The sequence below is a fragment of the Leptolyngbya sp. FACHB-541 genome, from assembly GCF_014695875.1.
Lineage (GTDB): Bacteria > Cyanobacteriota > Cyanobacteriia > Elainellales > Elainellaceae > JAAUTN01.
In genome coordinates, this window is the sequence record NZ_JACJPC010000027.1 from 242,775 (window position 1) to 264,009 (window position 21,235).

The 21,235-nt window shown below is 50.5% G+C and carries 19 protein-coding genes; 11 read left to right on the top strand and 8 right to left on the bottom strand.

Going from position 1 to position 21,235, the window contains the following annotated elements; all coding sequences use genetic code 11:
* Positions 1-61: 61 nt before the first annotated feature.
* Both H6G00_RS04495 and H6G00_RS04500 read right to left on the bottom strand, forming a co-directional pair.
* The gene (locus H6G00_RS04495; protein ID WP_190645623.1) at positions 62-751 is read right to left on the bottom strand and encodes a queuosine precursor transporter; all 690 of its coding nucleotides are present in this window, start codon (positions 749-751) and stop codon (positions 62-64) included.
* Positions 752-857: 106 nt separating this feature from the next.
* A complete protein-coding gene (locus H6G00_RS04500; RefSeq protein WP_190795788.1) occupies positions 858-2,633 on the bottom strand; it encodes a GMC oxidoreductase in 1,776 nt (591 codons plus the stop codon).
* A gap of 343 nt (positions 2,634-2,976) precedes the next feature.
* Between H6G00_RS04500 and H6G00_RS04505 the strand changes: the two genes are divergently transcribed.
* On the top strand, positions 2,977-4,248 hold the full coding sequence (locus H6G00_RS04505) for a folylpolyglutamate synthase/dihydrofolate synthase family protein (protein WP_347278149.1): 1,272 nt from the start codon (positions 2,977-2,979) through the stop codon (positions 4,246-4,248).
* Positions 4,249-4,315: 67 nt separating this feature from the next.
* Here the strand turns inward: H6G00_RS04505 and H6G00_RS04510 are convergent, their stop codons facing one another.
* From H6G00_RS04510 to purT, 3 genes are all read right to left on the bottom strand, one after another.
* Positions 4,316-5,632 carry a sugar ABC transporter substrate-binding protein gene (locus H6G00_RS04510; protein WP_190795790.1) on the bottom strand — a complete coding sequence of 439 codons (1,317 nt, stop codon included), beginning with the start codon at positions 5,630-5,632 and terminating at the stop codon, positions 4,316-4,318.
* A 139-nt stretch (positions 5,633-5,771) separates the two neighbouring features.
* Complete coding sequence (locus tag H6G00_RS04515; protein ID WP_190795791.1) at positions 5,772-7,094, bottom strand: alkaline phosphatase PhoX; 1,323 nt, start codon at positions 7,092-7,094, stop codon at positions 5,772-5,774.
* A gap of 64 nt (positions 7,095-7,158) precedes the next feature.
* Positions 7,159-8,379, bottom strand: coding sequence for a formate-dependent phosphoribosylglycinamide formyltransferase (purT, locus tag H6G00_RS04520; RefSeq protein WP_190795792.1), 1,221 nt, complete (start codon positions 8,377-8,379; stop codon positions 7,159-7,161).
* 533 nt (positions 8,380-8,912) lie between these two features.
* Between purT and pilM the strand changes: the two genes are divergently transcribed.
* From pilM to H6G00_RS04545, 5 genes are all read left to right on the top strand, one after another.
* A complete protein-coding gene (pilM, locus tag H6G00_RS04525; RefSeq protein WP_190795793.1) occupies positions 8,913-10,025 on the top strand; it encodes a type IV pilus assembly protein PilM in 1,113 nt (370 codons plus the stop codon).
* A 1-nt stretch (position 10,026) separates the two neighbouring features.
* Entirely contained in the window at positions 10,027-10,899 is an 873-nt protein-coding gene (locus H6G00_RS04530; RefSeq protein WP_190795794.1) for a PilN domain-containing protein, read from the top strand.
* Positions 10,896-11,702: a pilus assembly protein PilO gene (locus H6G00_RS04535; RefSeq protein ID WP_190795795.1), complete on the top strand. Its 807-nt coding sequence runs from the start codon at positions 10,896-10,898 to the stop codon at positions 11,700-11,702. Before H6G00_RS04530 ends, H6G00_RS04535 begins: the two co-directional genes overlap by 4 nt.
* Before the next feature lie 136 nt (positions 11,703-11,838).
* Positions 11,839-13,971, top strand: coding sequence for an AMIN domain-containing protein (locus H6G00_RS04540; protein WP_347278147.1), 2,133 nt, complete (start codon positions 11,839-11,841; stop codon positions 13,969-13,971).
* A gap of 214 nt (positions 13,972-14,185) precedes the next feature.
* Positions 14,186-14,632 (top strand): PPC domain-containing protein, encoded by a 447-nt coding sequence (locus H6G00_RS04545; RefSeq protein ID WP_190795796.1) that lies wholly within the window; start codon positions 14,186-14,188, stop codon positions 14,630-14,632.
* On the opposite strand, the gene H6G00_RS04550 is transcribed toward H6G00_RS04545, so the two are convergent.
* Positions 14,610-14,942, bottom strand: coding sequence for a hypothetical protein (locus H6G00_RS04550; RefSeq protein ID WP_190795797.1), 333 nt, complete (start codon positions 14,940-14,942; stop codon positions 14,610-14,612). The two genes, H6G00_RS04545 and H6G00_RS04550, sit on opposite strands and share 23 nt — an antisense overlap.
* A gap of 246 nt (positions 14,943-15,188) precedes the next feature.
* Here H6G00_RS04550 and H6G00_RS04555 point away from each other — a divergent pair, with 246 nt between their 5' ends.
* The gene (locus H6G00_RS04555; RefSeq protein ID WP_190645634.1) at positions 15,189-15,719 is read left to right on the top strand and encodes an orange carotenoid protein N-terminal domain-containing protein; all 531 of its coding nucleotides are present in this window, start codon (positions 15,189-15,191) and stop codon (positions 15,717-15,719) included.
* A gap of 171 nt (positions 15,720-15,890) precedes the next feature.
* A complete protein-coding gene (locus H6G00_RS04560) occupies positions 15,891-16,457 on the top strand; it encodes a hypothetical protein (protein ID WP_190795798.1) in 567 nt (188 codons plus the stop codon).
* Between the two features lie 52 nt (positions 16,458-16,509).
* Here the strand turns inward: H6G00_RS04560 and H6G00_RS04565 are convergent, their stop codons facing one another.
* A complete protein-coding gene (locus H6G00_RS04565) occupies positions 16,510-17,544 on the bottom strand; it encodes a Sll0314/Alr1548 family TPR repeat-containing protein (RefSeq protein ID WP_190683452.1) in 1,035 nt (344 codons plus the stop codon).
* A gap of 268 nt (positions 17,545-17,812) precedes the next feature.
* Here H6G00_RS04565 and H6G00_RS04570 point away from each other — a divergent pair, with 268 nt between their 5' ends.
* Positions 17,813-18,481, top strand: a complete 669-nt coding sequence (locus H6G00_RS04570; RefSeq protein WP_190645637.1) for an energy-coupling factor ABC transporter ATP-binding protein — start codon at positions 17,813-17,815, stop codon at positions 18,479-18,481.
* 110 nt (positions 18,482-18,591) lie between these two features.
* Positions 18,592-19,353 (top strand): 16S rRNA (guanine(527)-N(7))-methyltransferase RsmG, encoded by a 762-nt coding sequence (gene rsmG, locus H6G00_RS04575; protein ID WP_190795799.1) that lies wholly within the window; start codon positions 18,592-18,594, stop codon positions 19,351-19,353.
* Positions 19,354-19,363: 10 nt separating this feature from the next.
* Here rsmG and H6G00_RS04580 read toward each other — a convergent pair whose 3' ends face one another.
* The gene (locus H6G00_RS04580; RefSeq protein ID WP_190795800.1) at positions 19,364-20,545 is read right to left on the bottom strand and encodes an aldo/keto reductase; all 1,182 of its coding nucleotides are present in this window, start codon (positions 20,543-20,545) and stop codon (positions 19,364-19,366) included.
* A 419-nt stretch (positions 20,546-20,964) separates the two neighbouring features.
* Here H6G00_RS04580 and H6G00_RS04585 point away from each other — a divergent pair.
* The coding region (locus H6G00_RS04585; RefSeq protein ID WP_190795801.1) for a transposase at positions 20,965-21,235 on the top strand (271 nt) is incomplete at its 3' end.

A 21,235-nucleotide genomic window follows, 5' to 3' on the forward strand; every position in this document is an offset into this window, starting at 1 on the left:
TGCGTGGATGGGTCAGCAATAGCGTAATGCATCACTCTTTTCTTCGTGCGTTACGCTGTCGCTAACGCACCCTACCAAAACTGGAAAGGTGAAACGGATTGAAGTTTGTGTCCGTGTCGTAGTAATCTTCCCGTTCCTGTTGCTTAAGCCAACTCGTGAGCCAATAAGTTGCGGGAGTAAAGAGAATTTCCACGCCGCACTTAAACAAATAGTTTGAAACAATCAGCGTCAGCAGCAGACTATTGGGAACCACGTTGGTGAAGGCAACTAGGATAAAAATGGTGGTGTCTACGAGCTGCCCGATCAGCGTAGAACTGATAGTTCTCACCCAAAGCTGTCTGCCACCCGTGAGAATCTTGAGCTTTGCCAAAATGAAAGAGTTAGAAAACTCACCTGCAAAGTAAGCCACTAGACTGGCAGCTACGATGCGAGGAGTCAACCCTAAAATTTTCTCGTAAGCTTCCTGGTTAGTCCACTCTGCGGCAGGCGGCAATGCCCCTACCACAATTAAAGTGATAGACAATAGCAAGGCTGAGATAAAGCCGAGCCAGATTACTTTGCGCGATCGCCCATAGCCATAAACTTCTGTCAGCACATCGCCAAAGATGTAACTTAGCGGAAACAAAATCGTCCCGCCATCGAAGGTGAATGGACCCAGGTTGACAATTTTGGTAGACGTAATATTTGAAATCAGCAACACCGTCACAAACAAAGCAGTGATGGTGTCTAGATGCTTAAATGACTTGGACACAATGCTGATAATTCTCGCTAGATAGGATGCTCAGCTATTGTAATAGACCTGTTGAAACATATTGCCTGCTGTAAGGGCGAACGTCTGTTCGCCCCTACCGCTAAACTCAGGCAACGACCTGTTTGAGGTGATCTGCTAGACGAATCGCTAAGGCTGCTAACGTCAGTGTTGGGTTTGCCGCTGGGGAAGTGGGAAAGACCGACAGGTCACAGGCATAAAGGTTGTCATAGCTGAGGAATTTCAGATCGGTGTCCACCACTCCACTGTTATCAGCGCCCATTCGCAGTGTGCCGACTTCATGGGCAACGCCACCCAATCCAGCTTGCTTTAAGTCCAAGTTGTTGTTGGGTAGTGGTACACCACCTAACGTAGCAATCACCTGATCTTTCAACGCATTTGCTTCACCTAAGAAGCGATCGCTCTCTGGGCTACGCTGCATCTGCACCACAGGTTTGACAAAAGACGGTCCCGTTTGTTGAACGGTGTTCGTCTCCATCAGTGGCACATTAAATAGAAACACCAGTTCACACAGCATCATGTTATTTCTCAACATTTGCTGTTGTACGAGAATGTCATCGTCCACATAGCGCCCCTGATTAAAGTCTGCTCCTAGCTCTAGCACCATGTTGAAGGCGTGTTGATCGGCTGAAATGGACTTGTGTTGTAACAGGATTTTGCTGGAGTCGATAGCGCTAAAGAAAGGTGAGTTTGCCGGAACAGCAAAGTGAGTGAAGTAAATCGGGTGGTCAGTGATTCCCACGCCAATCTTGCCGTTGGGGTCGAGCAGTCCACTGAGTTGAGCAATCTTAGTGCTCTCTATGGTGCCTGCTGACAGCACCACAGTTTTAGATTGGTAGGTACGATATTTCTGAGCAATCAGGTCATAGGCGACTACTCCCGTTACTGAAGTTCCGGTGGTTTGTAGCTCCACGACGGCATGATTCAGGTTAATCGAAAGGTTGCCATCACCAGCAGGATTATCCGTTAGCTTTGACTCCATCAACAGGTCAGCAGTAGAAAACATGCCGTTGGGAATCAAGCTGCCGTTGCTGTATTGCACTGCCATTGGTGCATCAAAGTGATTGAAATCAGGAAATTGAGTCCGCAGCGATCGCTTCACCTGTTGATGATAGTTTGAGGGAGCCTGCGGAACGCGGTTCATCAGATCTTCAGCCCGCTGATAGCCGCTGTCTTCCAGATACCATTTGATTTGGGTTGGCCACTGATCCATTTCCCAGGACAGCATTCGGGGAATTAGCCCGCCCCAAAAGAGCGATCGCCCACCCAGGTTGAACGCCTGCCCACCAATGAAGTTAGAACCGGGTGCGTTGGCATAGTTGTCAATTTTAAACTCATCATAGAGTCCCCAAACGTGTTTATCAAACTGCCCCACGCGATGTTGGCGGGGCAAGTTTGCCACATGGCTAGGAAACAGATAGCTGCCTGCTTCCAGCACCAGTACCTTCATACCTAGATCAGAAAGCTGGTCTGCCAGAATGCCACCGCCGATACCAGAACCGACGACGATTACATCAAATAGGTCTGCCTCATTTAAATTGGGTTGAAAAAATAACTGCTGCACATGAGAGTTTTCCACTACCATTTCCTGACGGGGTGGAAAGGTGACTTGCGCTTCGGTGTAAATGTAATTACCACCCAGCACAGGCACTAGAAACAAGTTAGGCTGATTCATCCAGTAAGTTTGTTCCAGCACAAACTTAAATGTCATGCCGCCATCGTAACGAGCTTCGGGCAGATCAAATCGCCACTCATCATTCTCATAGATGCCGGGAATATCTTGGTCCCAGCCATCCACATTGTTGCGTAAGGTGATTTGCAGGTCAGGACGGTAGTTGATGGTTTGAAACCGAATTTGAAACATGGGGCTTTTGTCCACTAAAGTTTATGCAGCATCAACTAAAACAGCCGAGGGCATAGGGAAGCGTTGGAGTTGCGTTTGCCGATTCTCAACTCTCAATTGCTTGTAGTGGAAACGCAGTGCTGTTTCGTCCTTCCGGAATATTGCGGGAAGGAAATGTCAGCGATCGCTAGGAAAGACGAGGGAAAGTTTAACCGTCGGCCAAGGGTACAGCCTGCACTTTCAGATCCACGCAGTTGCACCTTAAGATAGAGGTTTATATTTTTCTATCCCAGTGCAACTTCCTGATACCTTTCAGTCTGTTCCATCGAAATTAGAGCTTGATTCTGCTTCAGACCATCCCAACATTGATGCTGTTTTAGAGCAGTTCAATCACTTTGGCGTGCAGCTTGGCTTAGAGCGGATTCAGCGCCTACTGGCAGATCTAGGCAATCCTCATCAGCAAGTACCCATCATTCATGTCGCTGGCTCAAATGGCAAAGGCTCGGTTTGCGCCTATCTTTCCTCGATTTTGACAGAGGCAGGCTACCGGGTTGGGCGCTATACGTCTCCTCATTTGGTGAGTTGGAATGAGCGGATTTGTTTGAATGAAGCGCCAATCTCCGTCGCCGATTTACACCATTTACTGTTGCAGGTGATTGCTGCAATCCAGGAGCCGGAGGAATCCCCGACTCAATTTGAAGTGATTACGGCTGCGGCGTGGCTCTATTTTGCTCAGCAGCAGGTTGATGTTGCGGTAATGGAAGTTGGTTTGGGTGGGCGATTGGATGCAACGAATGTGTGCGATCGCCCCCTCGTCAGTGTGATCACGTCCCTCAGCCGCGAACACTGGCAGCGTCTCGGACCCACCCTGGCAGACATTTCTCGCGAAAAAGCAGGCATCCTCAAACCCAACTGCCCCGCTGTCATCGCCCCCCTGCCCACCGAAGCCGAACCTGTGATCAAACAGCGCCTCGCTGAACTTAACTGCCCTACTGTCTACCCTCCAGCCGCGCAACTTTTCACCCCTGGTTGGGCTCTCTACCCCAACCCCCAATCCCCTTTACCTCTCAAATTCCCCCTACCCCTGCCCGGTGCCCATCAACTGATCAATTCTGCTCTGGCGATCGCCACCGTCCAAATTCTTCAGCAGCAAGGTTGGGAGATCTCCGAAGCAGCAATCGTCAGCGGCATGTCCAAAACGCAGTGGCCGGGGCGGCTCCAGTGGATTACCTGGCAAGAGCAGCCCGTGTTAATTGATGGGGCTCACAACCCGGCAGCGGCGATCGCCCTGCGACACTACATCGACAACAGCGAAAAAGTGCGCCAGCCAATCCATTGGGTAATGGGAATGCTGACCACGAAGGATCATGCCGATGTGTTTAAGGCTTTGCTGAGAGGGGGCGATCGCCTCTACCTGGTGCCTGTCCCCGACCACCTTTCAGCGGAACCGGAAGCACTGGCAAAACTAGCATTGGAAATTTGTCCCGACCTGGCAAGTTGTGAAGTGTGTGAAGATGCGATCGCTGCTCTGCAAACTGCAACAAAAACCGGGGCAACAGAATTTACCCCGGTTTTGTGCGGTTCGCTCTATTTAATTGGGCATTTCTTTCGGCGTGTTTTTGAAGAAACACAATGATGCAGATGAAAATTTAATTAGAGAATTCCTTGTAGGGGCGAACGGCCGTTCGCCCTTACGTTCAGGACTACCGATTGTTCCATTCCGACTCAGCATCAGCGATCGCCTGCTCAACCGTTTTTTGGTCGAGCATAGCAGCCTGCAAATTGTCGTAGATGATGCCTTGCAGTTTCTTCACATCTTTAATCTGCGGTAGCAACACCTGAGCATCTTCCATCTGGCTGGCGCTCACCACCCGTGCCCGATCGGGAGGCGTAACCTCAGCAGGCAGAGCGGTAAAATAGCCGTCTTTCAGTGCTTCAACCGTTGAAGGCAGGACGTTTGCAGCTTTTGCGAAGGCAAGCTGATTTTCATTGTTGGTGACAAACAGGGCAAACTTTACGGCGGCATCGGGCTGATCGGTCGATTGCGGAATCACTAGATTCATTACGGCGACGCTCTTTGCTCCGGTTGAACCCGTGATTTGAGGAGCTACACCCGATACCTGAGCGATCGCTGGCGCATTTGTAGCGACTGTTTCTAGGAAGTGAGGACTAGAGGACAGCAGCGCCACTTCTCCCGACTGATAGAGTTCGATCGCCCGTCGATGTCCCTGAGTCAACACCTCTCTGGGTAGCAGTCCGTCCTTGTACAAATCCACCCAGTACTGAAAAGCGGCTCGACCTTCGGGGGTGTTGAATGCAGCCTGTCCTTCCTCATCCACAAGCTGAACGCCCATCTGAGCAAACGACTGCAACACCTCGGCAGAATCTTCCGGCACAAACGTCACAAAGAAAGCATACTTGCCCGTTTCGTCGTTGACCGCGCGAGCGACCTCAGCCAGATTTTCGTAAGTCGAAACCTGCTCCCACTCCGTATCTTCTGCCGCCGGAAGCGGGATGCCAGCCTGTTCTAAAAGCTGCTGGTTGTAGATCGTAACGCTCGTGGTGAGATACCAGGGAATGCCAAAGCTTTTGCCGTCCAGCGTACCCGCTTCCCAGATCTTGGGCAAATATTGCTGCTGCTGTTCGGGTGAAATCTTGTCTCCCAAATCTAACCAGGCATTTAAACCAGCGAGTTGAGCTGCAAAATCAGGGTTTAGATTCACGACATCAGGCGCAGTACCCGCAGAAACAGCAGTAAGAATTTTGCTTTGCATATCTGCCCAAGGCACATCCACCCAGCGCACCTTTGTCTCCGGATTTTCTGACTCAAAGGTGGCAATAAGCTGGTTGAAATAGTCGGTAAACTCTGGCTGAAGCTGCATTGTCCAAAATTCAACTTCTTGAGTGCCCGATTCGGCTTCTGAATTAGGTGGTCCTGCACTGCAACTGACCATCCAGCTTAGCAGCAGCCCTAACAGAGCAAAGATGCCCAACCGTTTCCATTTGCTGATTCTTCCCATGTTCCCACCCACCGCGACGAATTCGAGTCTAGGATGCTGACCTAGAGCTACAGGTTAAAGGTTATAGGATACAGTTCTATGTCTCCGATTTCCCACCCCCTGTTCCCAATTTGCTTTTTTTGAGGGAAATGGGCTGGCGTTATGCACCGCTCCACGGGCCCCAAATCGCGAAGGTAATGCCAGGATTTTGGATGTTGACGAAGAGGGTTTCACCGTCGGGGGCAAAGCAGACTCCGGCAAGTTCGCTGGGGTTGAGCGCATTGTCAGCAAATGGGTAAAGCTCCCCGTCGGGGGTAACTCCGACAATAGATTGGCGATCGCTCCCATCTTCACAAACAAACAGATCTCCAAATGGCGACAGAGTGATGTTATCGGGATTTTTGAGGTGATTTGCGTCAGTCGGTTCAACAAATAGCTCCAGGGTGCCGCCTTGCTCAGCAGTACTGCCCGGAACATAGCGCCAGATTTGCCCTAACCCGGTTGCGCCGCCGATGGTGCAGCAAAAGTAAAATTCGCCATTGCCATACCAGATGCCTTCACCCCGGCTAAATTGGGCTGCGCCGGAATTTGCTCCTTCTAGCCGCACGGTATCAGTAGGGGGGTTGGGGTCAGCGATTGTTACCCACTCCGCCTGCATTGGTTGTCCCACCGAAATCGTTCGGGTGCGGTTGCTGGTGTCGAGCGTTGACAGGACGGGCAGGGCGATCGCCTGCAACACGCCACCTGCCTGCAAGTTGCCTGGTTGATCAGGGATAAAGCGATAGAACAAACCGTCTGGACGATCTTCGGTTTGATACACAATTCCAGTGGCAGGATCAACGGCGATCGCCTCGTGGTTAAACCGCCCCATTGCCACCAGCGGAACAGGATCGACGGGTTCAGTGGCGCTAGCCGAAACCTCAAAGTTGTAGCCGTGAGCAGCGTCAACTGCTTCCGTATCTGGCGTGGAGACGTCTTCTTCACAGCTAATCCATGATCCCCAGGGGGTCGCACCTCCAGCACAGTTGCGGTGCGTGCCTGCCAGGGAAACAAAATCGCGAATGATGCGACGATCGCGATTCAAAATCAGGGTAGTAGTGCCGCCGCGTCCGGTGGAGTCATAGGTTTTGTGGGAAGGGGCGATCGGTGCTGGCTTATCCCATTCGCCCAGATTCATTTCATGGTTGCGAACCAGAATGATCGTGTTGTCGCGTCCAGCAAATGCCGCCATGCCATCCGGGTTGCCTGGAACTGGATTGCCATCGCTCATCACATTTCCGGTCTGCGAAAGAATCCGATATTGGAATTCGGGAGGCAAATCTAGCAACCCATTGGGGTCACGCACCGGAGCACCATAACCCTGACCCCGAACTGACTGACCCCGAATTTCCCTGGAATACAGCGCCTTGAGTGGAGCAGCCGTCAAAATGCTTCCGGCGGCTCCAGCTCCTGCCAGGGCAAAAAATTTGCGTCGTGAAACCATCCGTTCTCCTGAGCCTAGCGGATTTATACTGTGCTCTCTCAGCCATAAAACAGCTTTTTGGGATTCAAACCAAAATTTTCACCTCAGCCGCACAAGCGGTCGCGCGTTCCCTCGCTTGCTCAATCGTTTCACCTGTGGCAAGAGCTACTCCCATGCGACGGTTTTTGTAGCAGGTGAGTTTGCCGAATAGTCGTAGCTTTGTCTCAGGAATCTGGAGTGCGCGATCAGCTCCAGTCGTTTGAGGACTTTCTCCCGCTTCGGGAGCCAAAATCACGGCAGAAGCACTGGGTTTGATCAGGTCGATGGAGCCGATGGGCAGTCCGGCGATCGCCCTTACATGTAGCTCAAACTCTGACATGTTCTGGCTGATCATCGTCACCATGCCGGTATCGTGCGGGCGGGGACTGACCTCACTAAAGTAGACGGTTTGCTCTCCATCCGGTTCACCCTGAATGAATAGCTCCACGCCAAAAATGCCCCAACCGCCCAGAGCATCAGTAATTTTGCGGCCAATGTCGTGACACTGAGCCAGCGTAGCTTCCGGCAATGGACAAGGTTGCCAAGACTCCCGATAATCACCGCTCACCTGCACATGACCAATGGGTGGGCAGAAGGCAGTGCCCTCAATCGATCGCACCGTTAGCAACGTGATCTCGGTGTGAAAATCAACAAATCCTTCGACAATGACTCTGGCATTTTTAGCCCGACCACCCGTGTGAGCATAGTTCCAAGCAGGCAAAATCTGAGCTTCGGTACGCACAGTGCTCTGTCCCTTGCCTGACGAACTCATGACGGGCTTGACGATACAGGGCAAACCTATAGCCGCGATCGCCTCCCGATACTCCGCCTCCGTTTCTGCAAACCGATAGGGCGACGTTTTTAGCCCCAACTCTTCAGCCGCCAACCGCCGAATGCCTTCTCGATTCATCGTCAGATTGGTTGCCTTGGCCGTTGGCACAACACGCCAGCCCTCTTGCTCCAACTCGATTAGGGTCTCGGTGGCGATCGCTTCAACCTCTGGTACGATGAGGCTCGGACGCTCTTTAGTCACCAGCCAGCGCAGCTTTGCCCCATCCAACATATCCACAATGTGAGCGTGATGAGCAACCTGCATCGCAGGTGCATTGGCATAAGAGTCAACTGCAATCACTTCTAAACCCAGGCGCATTGCTTCGATCGCCACCTCCTTGCCCAACTCTCCTGAGCCGAGCAGCAGCAACCGTTGGGCGTTGGTGGTCAGCGGTGCCCCCCAAACCTGGTGAGTTGAAAAAGCTGGAGCATTCATGACGGTAAAAAAAGATGTAAAAACGGTGGAAAACCAGAGTGATACTAGACATTCTCAGGTCGCTTCATTATCATGCCTTACTCTGGAACCGGGTTCTAGATTTTAGTTACGAGTCATACAAACCATTAGCCGTTGGCCACTGAGTCTGAGTCATTAACCAATGGCAATAGCCAAAACAAAATTATTCGAACCAAAACCAAGTCATTCTGACCAAGATCAAGCTCATCTTTGCCAAAAGAATCGATTTTCTCAGTGGTTTTCTCAATTTTTTTCAGATAAATTTCGTTCAACTGTACTTTTTTCTCTAAATTGTGTGTAATATCGCTGGTAAATCAGTAAGTTTCACAGCAGAGAAACTTCTACCGGCTGGTAACAGGGTGGCATCTTTTAAGGTTTGTATCCTTCGACTAAGACTGGCAATTCTGACTTAAATTAGGTACCATGCGCTAGCGCTAATCCCGCTGCACTGACTGTTTCTAAACTCAATTCGATTGCCTAACTTCTTCTAACTTCTGAACGAGCGGACAAAAACTGTGTTTAGCAGCTTCAAGGGTTTACTATCAAAAAAGACTAAAGGGATCGGGATAGAGTTGACTCCCGAACGAGTCAACATTGCGCGGCTGAGAAAAAAAGGTCAGGCGTTTCAGCTCGTCACTCTGGCATCTGCCGAAGTTCCAGAGGGAGTTTTTCAAGAAGGGCAGATCGTAGACTCTGCGACGATGGCAGAAATCATTCAGTCAGTTGTCGCAGAAAGCAAGGTCAAAATTAAGAACGCCGCGACTGCTATCCCCGGTGGACGAGACACCGTTACCCGCATCATTCCAGTACCCGCAGAGCTAGATGATCGTGAGCTGCGGGAAATGGTTCTAAATCAGGAAGCCGGACTATATCTACCGTTCCCCCGTGAAGAGGCAGATGTAGACTACCAAAAACTCGGCTTCTTTGTGGATGAAGACGGGATCGAAAAGGTGCAGGTGTTGCTGGTGGCCACTCGCAAAGAGGTAACTGATTCCTATATCAGCACCTTTCAGCAAGCAGGTATCACAATTAATGCGTTGGAAATCAGCAGTTTCTCCTTGATCCGAACGATTCGAGAGCAGCTTAGGCAGTTTACGCCTCAGGAAGCGGCAGCGATCGTCGATATTGAGTTTGAAAGCACGGAAATCTCTATCGTCGTGGATGGAGTTCCTCAGTTCTCTCGAACCGTACCCATCGGTACGTTTCAGATTCAAAGTGCGCTCAGTCGGGCGATGAATTTGCCTCCTTCGCGCAGCACCGAGCTCCTTCAAGGAATGACGGTTCCAGTTATGCCGATGGACAGCGTTGGGATGCCCAAAATGGGTGGAACCAATCCTGGAACGGCAGCAATGCTGAGGGTCTTGGGTGAATTAGCAGATGAACTTCGCCGCTCGATCGATTTCTACCTCAACCAGGGCGACAACTTGGAAGTAGCGCAGCTTTTGCTAGCGGGTCCTGGTGGGGCAATTGGGCAGCTTGACGAATTCTTCTCTCAGCGGTTAAGTTTGCCTGCCAGTCAGGTCGATCCGGTTGCGGCACTGTCGCTGGAGGTAGACCAGGAAATTCCTTCAGTTCAACGACCAGGGCTAGGGGTTGTTTTGGGTTTGGGTTTGCGGGAGGCATGGTGATATGTACAGTCTGGATATCAATTTTCTGAATGACCGGGTTGAGCGTCCGGCAGAAACCGGCAGACCCGACCCTCGTATTGTCCAGGACAGCCCTCGACCTATCTTTTTAGGGGTAGGGGTTGCAGCGCTACTGCTGGGGTCTGTAGTCGGGCTGTGGGTTTTCTTGCAGAGTCGTAATGCGGCTTTAGCTCAGCGGCAGGCTGAGCTAGATTCTGAGCTAGCTGCTTTGCAGGCTCAGTTGTCTGAGGTAGATACAATTAATCAGCAGGTTGCAGCGATTAATACTGAAGTTCAGGCTCTAGGGTCAGTCTTCAATCAGATCAAGCCCTGGTCAGCACTGTTGCAGGATATTCGCGATCGCGTCCCAGCCAACGTTCGGATCGGTTCGATTGAGCAACTGAGCGATGAAGAAAGCGCCACAGCCGCAGCTGCCGGTCAGCCTTCACCTGCGGCTCAACCTGCGCCAGCGGCTGCTCCGACCGATCCTAATGCGGCTCCAGCCGATCCCAATGCGGCTCCAGTGGCTGCGGCTCCGCCAACCACTTCAGTCGTTCAAATCTCTGGGTTGGCTCGTTCATTCGACGACGTGAATGACTTTGTTCTAACGTTAAAGCGATCGCCCTTCCTAGAAGCTGAAGAGACCCGCCTTTTAACCGCCGAACTCATCGATAACCCAACCCAAATTGAGTTTGGTGAAGGCATTCAGTCAAACAACATTGAGGTAGAACTGCCCCAGGTGGTTCAATATACAATTTCTAGCCAATTGACCGATCTTCCGGCATCAGAATTGTTTCAAGACCTGGAGCGGACACTGGCTGTCGGTTTGACGGCTAGAATTCAAGCACTTCGAGAGAGAGGAGTCATTCAGCCATGACCGTCGGTGGAGATTTTGCCCCTTCAGGGGATAGAAGAGAATATGATGCTGGGGGCAATTACCCCACAGTATTTGGCATAAGACTCACCCCACCTGTAAGTGGGATCTTGATTGCTCTTTTGGGGCTTGGTGCGTCAGCCTACTTACTGATCAACCTAGTGCAACCCACTTGGCAGCGAAACCAAGAATTGCGTCAGGATGTCGCTGCTAAGGAAAGCCAGTTGATTAACCGTGAGGAAAGTCAGCAGCAAATTCAGGAAGCAAGGGCTGAATTGGCAGAAGCTAGACAGGTGAGAGCTGATGTTGTTGCTCTGTTTGCCAATCAAGAGAGCATTGACACACTGTTGCTTGACTTGAATGAACGCATCCAGGCAGTCAACGCTGGAATTCAGGACGAAGATAGAAGGGCAAATTTGACTCGGTTTGAGCTAAATGAAGAATTATCTGGCGTAGTCACCGATAGTTCATTGGGCACGGAAGTTAATAACCGGATAGAACGGCGTGTATATGATGTCGAGCTTGAAGGCGATTTTCCTCAAACTCAGTCAATTATGCGAAACATTGAACGATTGCAGCCTTTGCTAGTCGTTAAGAATCTTAATTCTGAACTGGATTTTGCTGCACAAAGTATTCTAATTGATGCTCAAGGCAGGCTACTGCCGAATGGTCAACCCGTCACTCGTATCACCACTGCCTTCCAGCTACAGGCTCTTGTACCGGTAGAAAATACCCCTGCTCCTGCTGCTAGCCCTCCCGCAGCAGGAACGACAGAAGGGGAAGCGGTTGAGGGAGCCACTAATTAGTTAGACATCTGTACAGAAGTGTAAATCTGCACCATCAGGGGCATGTTCGTGGATGCGTTAAACCGCATCAAGCCTAACCTGGCTCAATAATCGATTCAATTCAACGTTAAAAGGGTTTCTGAAGGAGGAGTGGACTGTGAAGCATCTTGGACTTGGTAGCGCTTTGGGCAGCAGTATTTTGACGAGTGGAGCCTGGGTGCTGTTGGCAACTCAACCAGCTTTTGCTCAAGCAACTCAGGTGACGAATGTCAGGCTCAATCCTAGTGGGCAAGGGGTTGATGTGATCTTGGAAACGCGAGATGGCGATCGCCCTCAAATCTTTACCGTCAGCCAGGGCAACACACTGGTTGCCGATGTCGTAAACACCCAACTCGCTCTGCAAGACGGCAACGGCTTCTTGCAAAATAGCCCTGCTCCAGGAATTAGCTCTGTTGTCGTCAGTCAACTTGATGCGAACAGCGTCAGAGTCACCGTAACAGGCGATGCCGAAGCTCCGTCTGGTCAAATTTCTCAAGGTAATGAAGGCGTAGTCCTGAGTGTCAGCCCTGCCGAACAAGGCTCAGTCGCACAACAGCCCAGCCCAGCCACCTCAGAAGCTGCTAACACAGACTCCCAAACGGTTGCACAACGCCAGCCCGTTGCCCAAACTCCAGACGATGTGCTAGTGCCAGACCCACAGATTGAAATTGATGGGGTTCCAATTCCAGCTCCCACTCAGCAAAACTTTACCCCACCTCTACAACCTCGTGCAGTTGCCCCACCTGTCGGTGACATTGCAGTTTCTCTGGTTGACACCTCACCCCCAGCGATCGACCTAGGAACAGGAGAATTGGTACCTCGTCTGGTGTTGCGCGATGCACCCGTGCGAGATGTGCTGTCTCTGTTAGCCCGGGCCGCTGGCCTTAACGTTGCTTACATCGGGCAAGACTCATCTCAGGCAGAAGATGCTGCTGCTGCTCCCGATGGAGCTGCCTCAGACATCAGAATTTCTCTGGACATTGAGAATGAACCTGTCCAGGATGTTTTCAACTACGTGCTGCGGATTAGTGGACTAGATGCAAACCGCACAGGGCGCACGATTTTCGTTGGGCCGAGCCTCCCCAACGAAGCCCGTCAGTTAGTCACTCGCAACTTGCGGTTAAACCAGGTTCCCGTAGGAACAGCCCTCAACTTTTTGGTTGGTCTAGGTGCTGAAACTGCCGTTAGCCGCCAGCGTCAGGTTACCTTCGTGAGCGCCATTCCGGTTGAGACGGGTGCTGAAGGAGGTGCAACGGTCACTGAGCAGTCAGCCCAAACGTTTACGGAAGAGAGAATTGAAACTCAGCGCGTAGATTTTGAGGATTCTACTCCTTTACTTCGCGGCTTGCAGGTAGTGGGTGACGAACGTACCAATTCCGTCACTTTGGTTGGTGCACCCAATCAAGTTGAGATTGCAACTGCCCAGCTAGTTCAACTCGATGTACGCCGTCGCCAAGTTGCAATCAATGTTCGGATTGTGGATGTTGACCTCCTAGCGCTTGACCGAGCTTCCACCAGCTTTTCTTTCGGCATAAACGATACTTTCGTAGGTGTCGGTGGCGGTCGGGGACTTACCGTCGATTTTCTTGATCCTGGTACAAATATTGATCGTAACTTGGTTGCCGCACTTGAGCTTGAGGTGGAAAACCAGAATGCTAAGATCCTCACTGATCCAACTTTAGTCGTTCAAGAAGGGCAGACGGCTGAGGTGCAGTTGACCGAAGAAGTAATTACCAACTTCGAGATTGAAACTACTGGGACAGGCGATGATAGAACTCAAACCGTAACCGTTGAGCGAACACCTGCGGGTTTAATCTTGCAGGTTCAAGTTGACCGAATTGACGACAACGGATTTATCTCATTGTCGGTAGCTCCTTCAATCTCGGCTCCTGCTGCAGTAGAGGAAGTTGAACTGGATGATAACTTGGTTGAAATTACTCTCTTAGCCGAAAGAAGATTAACGTCTGGGCAGGTGCGTGTACGAGACGGTCAGACGCTCATCCTCTCCGGTATCATTCAGGACCAAGATCGGACTGTCGTGAGTAAAGTTCCCATCCTGGGTGACATCCCTCTGCTGGGTGCCCTCTTTAGAGACACGGACCGCACAAATTCTCGTCAGGAAGTGATTGTGATCTTGACTCCGCAAATCTTAGATGACTCGGATGGTTCTACGTTTGGCTATAGCTATACGCCGCAGCGAGAGACGCAGCAGTTCTTGGAGGATCGCACTCGTCCTACCCAAGAAGATTAAGGATTAATGTGAGTTAGTTCGCGCTATTTCAGTCGCCTATTGTGCCTTTGAGATGGCAAAAAAGATTGCCGATCGCACTGCGATCGGCAATCTTTTTTATGTTTAACGTAGAGGATGATCAATACTGGTTTTAATCTGCATTTAACAGGACTTACAGAGAAAAATGATGCATAATTGACAAGATCTATTTTCGCTGCTGAGATTTCCTAGTTTCATGAGCAAATTATTCTCCAAGTTTAGCCTTGCTTTAGTGGCTCCGGCAGCACTGCTGACAGTTGGTGTGAGTGCGCTTTCAGCTAGTGCCCAATCAATGTACACTCCAGTTCCATTGGATAGTAGCAACGAAATTACGGATACGCTTACAGATTCAGATATTCCAACAGGGTTTGGTGGGTTTGCACGGGATTATCTGGTTACGTTTGAAGCAGGCGATCAAGTGGCAATCGATCTAACTTCTGATGAGTTTGATACCATCATTACCTTGATTGGACCGGACGGTGCAACATTCGGTGAGAACGATGACGGACCCGATGGCACAACCAACTCTCTCTTATTTGCTCGGATTACTGTACCCGGTAGCTATATTGTTCGGGTTAGACCTTACGCAGGTCAAGGGTTGGGTTCTTTTAACCTGAAAGTTACTCGTCTGCGTCCGATTTAAGTTCCTGGTCTGGGGCGCTGCTTTTAGCTGGAACGTACAACTGCGGTGCCCTTTGCCCTCCTGACTGAATGGGTAAGTTGTTTGTAGTGGTGGTTGAAGCAGGTGTTGATGTAGTGCTACTCGCACTACTAGACAAAGATGATGGATGAGTAAGTGAGTGGCATAGCAGCGTCAATAGACAGGAACAGACTGCTAGTAACCACAGATCTAGAGCCTTACTCGACAGTCGTCGATCGCCCATTGTTAGAGCAAAATATTGGATTGAGTGGGTGGAGTGGGATCTAGAGCGATCGCCCCTAAGCTTGGTCATTGTTGCATTCCTATCCTTCAACATTGCTTTGACGCTTTGACCTGAAAGAGGTTCCAATCCGATTTATCAACTTCATGGCAACCTCATCAAGCAGCTTACCCAAACTAGGGTCCGTAACATAGCTCTGTCTACGGAAAGAGTAGGGGGCTTACTCCAGGTTAGATGAAACTCTCCCTCTTGAGAGGCGACTTGATTTAGTCAAGTCTGATACTTCTAGGTGAAGTTAAGTTTTCCTGGAGAGGATCTATGTCCCCTAACCCAAATGCTGTTACATCTGACTATCTGCCTGAAGAAACCCAGAAGACGGTAGACGCATTTTCAAAGCTCGGCACTGATGAAAAGCTGGCATTTCTCTACTATGTCTACACAAAGATGGGAGACTCTGTAACTCCAGCGGCTCCAGCAGCAACCGAACCCGAACTTGCGCCTCAACTATTGGGCGATGTGTATGAGATGTCAAAGGACGAGCAGCTTGGCGTGATGCGGGCAATCGTCAATCAGGAAGATACTGACCTATCTCGTGCCTACGGTGCGTTGAAAGAAAATAACCAGCTTATGGTTTGGTTTGCTTGGGCGCAGGCAATGGGCACCACAATTATTGGAATGCCTGATGATTACCAAATTCCGCAAGCTATCAGCCAGCTCCTCAGCCAGATTGAAAATCTAGATTTTCAGGAGCAAATTTCGATGCTGCGCGAGGTGGCAGGCAGCATGGGCTACAGCGACGTAAAGGCAATTCCTAGTCAAGCAGAAACTGGCAAAACCGCTAGCCTATAAGCAAGTCACGTAGCAGGGTCGCACGATGTAATAGCTGTAGTTGTTGGGTGTGTTTGGCAAAATTGCAGTAGAAGGACTACCTGGGGGAGGTCAGGTTCAGGAAACTGTGAGAGAATCGGCTCAGACTTTACTCAAAGCCAGTCTAGTAAGCTAATTCCCTTAAATTTGCTCATGCACCACAGTTTTTTGATCCGAATTGCAGCCATTCCACTCGTTGCGACTGGGTTATTGGCTACTGTGTCCACTGCTCCAGCCGCCGCTGTCGGTAATGATTACCAAACTTGTGCAAATGAGTTGCTGAGTGCAGGTATTTCTGAGGAAGAAGCCGCCGCTGCCTGTGCGGCAGCTCTCAATCCTGAAGAGCTATCTGAATGTGTGATTGCCATTGATGCGGGGACTGCAGTTGAGGCAACGGACGCACTATCGGGCTGTCGGCGGGTACGTCGTCCAGATGAATTGTCAACTTGTGTGGTTGATGTCGCTTTTGATGTTGATGCAACAGAAGCCTTGAATGTGTTGGACTATTGTCGTCGCAGCCTGTTACCAGAACGCTTTTCAGAATGTGTTGTGGGGTTGCGGACTGAGGTTGGGTTTCCAACGGATGAAATTCTCAATAGCTGTATTGCAGCAGGCGATCGCCCCCGTGAGCTGTCCCCCACCTTCATTCCTCTAACCCCAAGCCAAACTCCTATTAACCCAAATATTCGAGTCACTCCTATCCTGCCGGGGGGACAGTAGAGTGTAGCAGAATTCTATGGGGGCTTGGCAATGCCAAGCCCATACAAAGTTTTTATCCCTGACTTGCCTCCTCGGCCCTATCTCTTGCCGCTGAGCAGTTTTGGTCTCTGCCAGTCGCGCGGGTGTCAGCACGGCAGGCTTCCCAGGCAATTTGACCGGCCAGGGTGGGGAGCAGTTGAGTTTGCCGTTCTAGTGCCTGCTGAAAGAAGGTTAGACTTTCCTGGTCTCTTTCCTGCTGCACCAAAATTTGGGCTTTGAGATAGAGCAGGTCGGGGTTATCGGGCGTTGCCTGCAAGGCTTGCTCAACGGCTGCCATAGCTTCGTCTTGCTGGTCAAGGTCGCGGTAGGCGATCGCAATCCCCCGTTGCGCTAAGTATTCAGGAGCCGCATAGTTCTCTAGGCGTTCAATCGCCTGATCTGGATCGGAAAAAGGCAAATTTACTGCCAACATCAAATCCATGTATCCCTTCAACAGATTTAGCTCTGGATCAGTAGGGTCAATTTCTTCGGCTGCCTTGAGGCTATCAAACACTAGTTGAAGTTTGCTCAGGGCAGTAGGCGTTCCTCTAACGACCCCTTGAACGGTTATCGTATGGGCACCTTCGAGAAAATGACCAGCAGCGATATAGATGTTGCCCCTTAGGGGATCTGTTGCAATCAGCCGCTCAGCCGCCTCGCGGGTCAGGGTTGCATTCTCTGACATGGCATCTAGATCTTCATTCATGAAAGCCAGAGAAGCTTTCATAGCATAGGCAAGCGGTTCATCGGTTTGGGCAGACTGGAGCAACTGCTCAGCCGAGCGATAGTTTCCTTGCTCAAATAGCGCATTGAAAGCTGCTTCAGTCTGGTCATCGATCGCCCGAGGATTGCTTTCTCTAAACGGATCGCCTGCCAGCGATGGAGTGACCCATAGGGTAGCGATCGCCATTGCTCCAGCGATCGTAGCCACAGCCTGTCTAGCAGCTACTAAAACGGGTTGCTTTTTATTGTGTCCGTGCGATAAATCAATGGAAACAGACTTTAGCCCTTTTATGCCTCTAGATTGGAGCTTTTGTAGCGATAGAGACGTTGTAGGCGTTCCGGTCATAATTCAGCCTCAATAAAGTTGTAGTGAAGGAGTTAAATCAAGATAGTTTCAACACGCCGTATAGCGTCAGTACACAGATGGATTTCACGCATCTGGGTGGATATGGATCGCACCAATTATCCACATTCAAAAGCGTATACCTCAGAGGTTAAGAGAATTTTGAGGACATCGACTATGACGCGATCGCCCTGAAGGGGTTCCTATTTGTATCAAGTTTGCAAATTCCTAGACTAGTATAGAAATCACATCGCTGCTTGCCTGACTGCTAATGCTCTATCTTAGAAATCTGGTTTATCATCCCGCTGCAACTCCAACCGCAATTCTGAAATCGATCAATTTAGAATTAGCGCCTAAACAGATGGGATTGGTAATCGGTCCGAGCGGCTCTGGCAAAAGTACGCTACTCGAAATTTTGGCAGGTTTAGCGCAAAAGACATCTGGCGCAATTCACTGGCGCAGTCAAGAACTCACACCCGAACACCTTCAGCAACTAGGTGGATTGGTTTTTCAGTTTCCAGAGCGCCACTTCTGCGGCAGCACGATTCTAGATGAACTGCGGCTGGGCCATCCTGAACTGGGCAAAGAACGCATCGAGCAAGCCCTTCAGCAGGTTGGGCTGGCTCACATACCGCTAAAAACCTCGCCTCACTCGCTCAGCGGTGGGCAGCAACGGCGCTTAGCTCTGGCAGTCCAGTTGATTCGTCAGCCCTATTTGCTGCTGCTAGATGAACCCACAGCAGGGTTGGATTGGTCGATGCGCCAACAGTTAGTGAGTTTACTGGCAAAGCTCAAGCAAGACTGGAGTTTGCTAATTGTCACCCACGACGCTGGAGATTTACTGGCGATCGCCGATCAGTGCTGGACGCTCAATCATGGTGAGCTTGCTCCAGCAGATCCCGCTAAGCTGGCAATTGGTAGACCACAGCCCGTGAGATAGGGAAAAATAAGGGATTGTGTTTCACTCCTGTGGTTGGTTGTAGAAAGGGCACGGGGTGCCCTTTCTACAACCAACCACAGGTCTAGGACAGTACGAATGAGGGGTGAGGAATGCAGGACGAAGGGAAAGGCAAAATTTTTTTGCCTGTCATGGCTGAACTGTGGCAGGAGACAGTAGGCTGGCAGCCTGACGAACAGCAGCAGACAAAATTTCAGCGTCTCTATGAGCTGATTCTAGAAGGCAACCAAAAACTTAACCTAACGCGCATCACAGAGCCGCAGGAATTTTGGGAAAAGCACCTGTGGGATTCCCTCCGAGGCATTGCTTTTCTGTTGAAGGACAACAAAACTCCAGCGGATGAGTTAACTTCCTCGTCCTTGCAAATCCTTGACATTGGTACTGGAGCAGGTTTTCCTGGGCTGCCCGTGGCGATCGCCCTACCCCACGCAACCGTCACCCTACTCGATTCAACCCGCAAAAAAATCGCTTTCCTCGACTCTCTCATCCCTGAACTGTCTGTTGAGAATGTGAAAACGCTAGTGGGGCGAGCAGAACAGATGAGGGGCGATCGCCAACACCGAGAACAGTACGATTTAGCGCTAATTAGAGCCGTTGGTTCTGCCTCAGCCTGCGCTGAATATGCCCTACCGCTACTGAAACCGGGCGGCTCAGTGGTTCTCTACCGAGGACAGTGGACAGATGCGGAAGCAACGGAATTGGCTCAAACGGCTGAGCGATTTAACGGCAAACTTGACACAGTCGAAGAATTTACCACGCCGCTAACTCAAGGTATCCGTCACTGCATCGCTGTGCAGAAAGTTAGCTCTAGTCAAGTCAATTTGTCCAGGAAAACAGTTTCTTCACCGACTTAGCCCTACATACTTATTGCTGAGAAAGCCGCTGAACCGTCTTGCCGCCTAGAAGCTGGTGAGTTTCTTCTAAAAGGGCTGGAATTTTGTCGGCGTGGGGACTCTGAGATAAACATTGGCGCAAGTCTAGACTTTTCACTCGATCGGCTTTGTTGCCGGGAAACCAGTGACTCGCATTGCCCAGCATGTTGTAGCGAGTTTGAGCGAAATCAACCAGGTCGTAGGCGATCGCCAAATTCCTCAGCCACAAAATCGACCTAATATTTATGCCTCCTGGTGTTTCCTCTGGTTTGGGTAGCCCAATGTGCCAGGTTTTGTACCAGGTTTCGCCCAAGCGGGCGATCGCCTCATTCTCCAACCGTTTTAAAATTGGCGGCAAAACAGTATCGGTCTGGTCGAGCAGTGGCAGTGCCTTCAAATGCTCATCAAAATCTTGAGGTCGCGCCGCCCCAATGCTAAGCGTGTGAACTTGGGGATGGCTGAGGCAAAACAGATCGTTAAATACCATTGGGCTGAGCGGGGCACACAGTTCTACTAGCTTCGGGGACGGTTGATAGAGCATTCCGCCTTTGTCAGAGGGGCTGATGATGAAAACGCCCATATCTCGCTCAGTCGCCGCTTCGATTGCTGCCCAGTTGATTTGATTGATGTAGTACCAGTGCAGGTTAATGTAGTCGAACTGGTTAGTCTCAACCGTTCGCAGAATGATGTCGGTTGGCGCGTGAGTCGAGAAACCAATGAACCGCACTTTGCCCTGCTGCTGAAGCTGTCGCGCTACATCCAGACAACCACCAGGACGAATGCTTTGGTGTAGCAGTTCAGGGGTATTGATACCGTGCAACCCTAACAGGTCAACGTGGTCGAGCCGCAGGTTAGAGAGGGACTGGTCAAAGGTGCGGCGAAACTCTTTAGGGTCTTCGCATGGGCTCACTTTGGTTTGCACAACTAGCTGTTCTCGCGGCAGCTTTGGCAAAATTCGCCCTAGCTGTAGCTCTGAACTGCCGTAGCCTCTGGCAGTTTCGATGTGATTGATGCCCACTTCTAGCGATCGCCGAATTGTGGCTTCCAGGTTTTTCTGGCGATCGTTTGGAATGCTCCATCCCGGCACGTCTTTCCAGGAATGCTGATAGCGCATTCCACCACAGGAAAACACGGGCATCTGTAACTCTGTCCGGCCAAAGCGTCGATACTGCATGAGGTAAAGCGTCAGGGAGTAGAGAACGGCAATACTTAGAACTTAACATCCCTGAACTTAACATTTGAGTAGCTCCCGTAGGATGCGTTAGGCGCTAGCCGTAACGCATCGTCCACAATTCCAGTGCACTACGCCCACAAGCTCCATCATTTAGAAGCTATGCAGAACCACAAAGGAGCCATGCAGAATCATTCAACAGCTATGCGGAACTGTTGAGGAGCTGTGCGGAACTACAAAGGAGCTATGCAGAACTGTTGAGGAGCTGTGCAGAACTACAAAGGAGCTATGCGGAATTACAAAGCAGCTATGCAGAACTACAAAGCAGCTGTGCGGAGTTGCTGAGCAGGGATTGTAAATTGAAGTGTGTCAAAGGTCAGAAGTTGAGATCTAATGAACTACTGAACCAGAGATAGAAACACATGACCTTTCAACCTGAACTGCTTGACCAACTGCTACAAAGCTACGAGAAACCCGAAGACCTGCTGGGTGAAGGTGGGATTTTGAAACAATTAACCAAAGCCCTTGTAGAACGCTGCTTAGAGGCAGAAATGAAGACCCACCTGGAAACTCAAGAGGTTCAAACCCAAGCATCAAAACCTGCCAATCGCCGCAATGGGCATAGCAAGAAAACGATTAAAGGGGAGTTTGGTGAGGCAGAAATCGCCGTTCCCCGTGACCGAGACTGCGAAT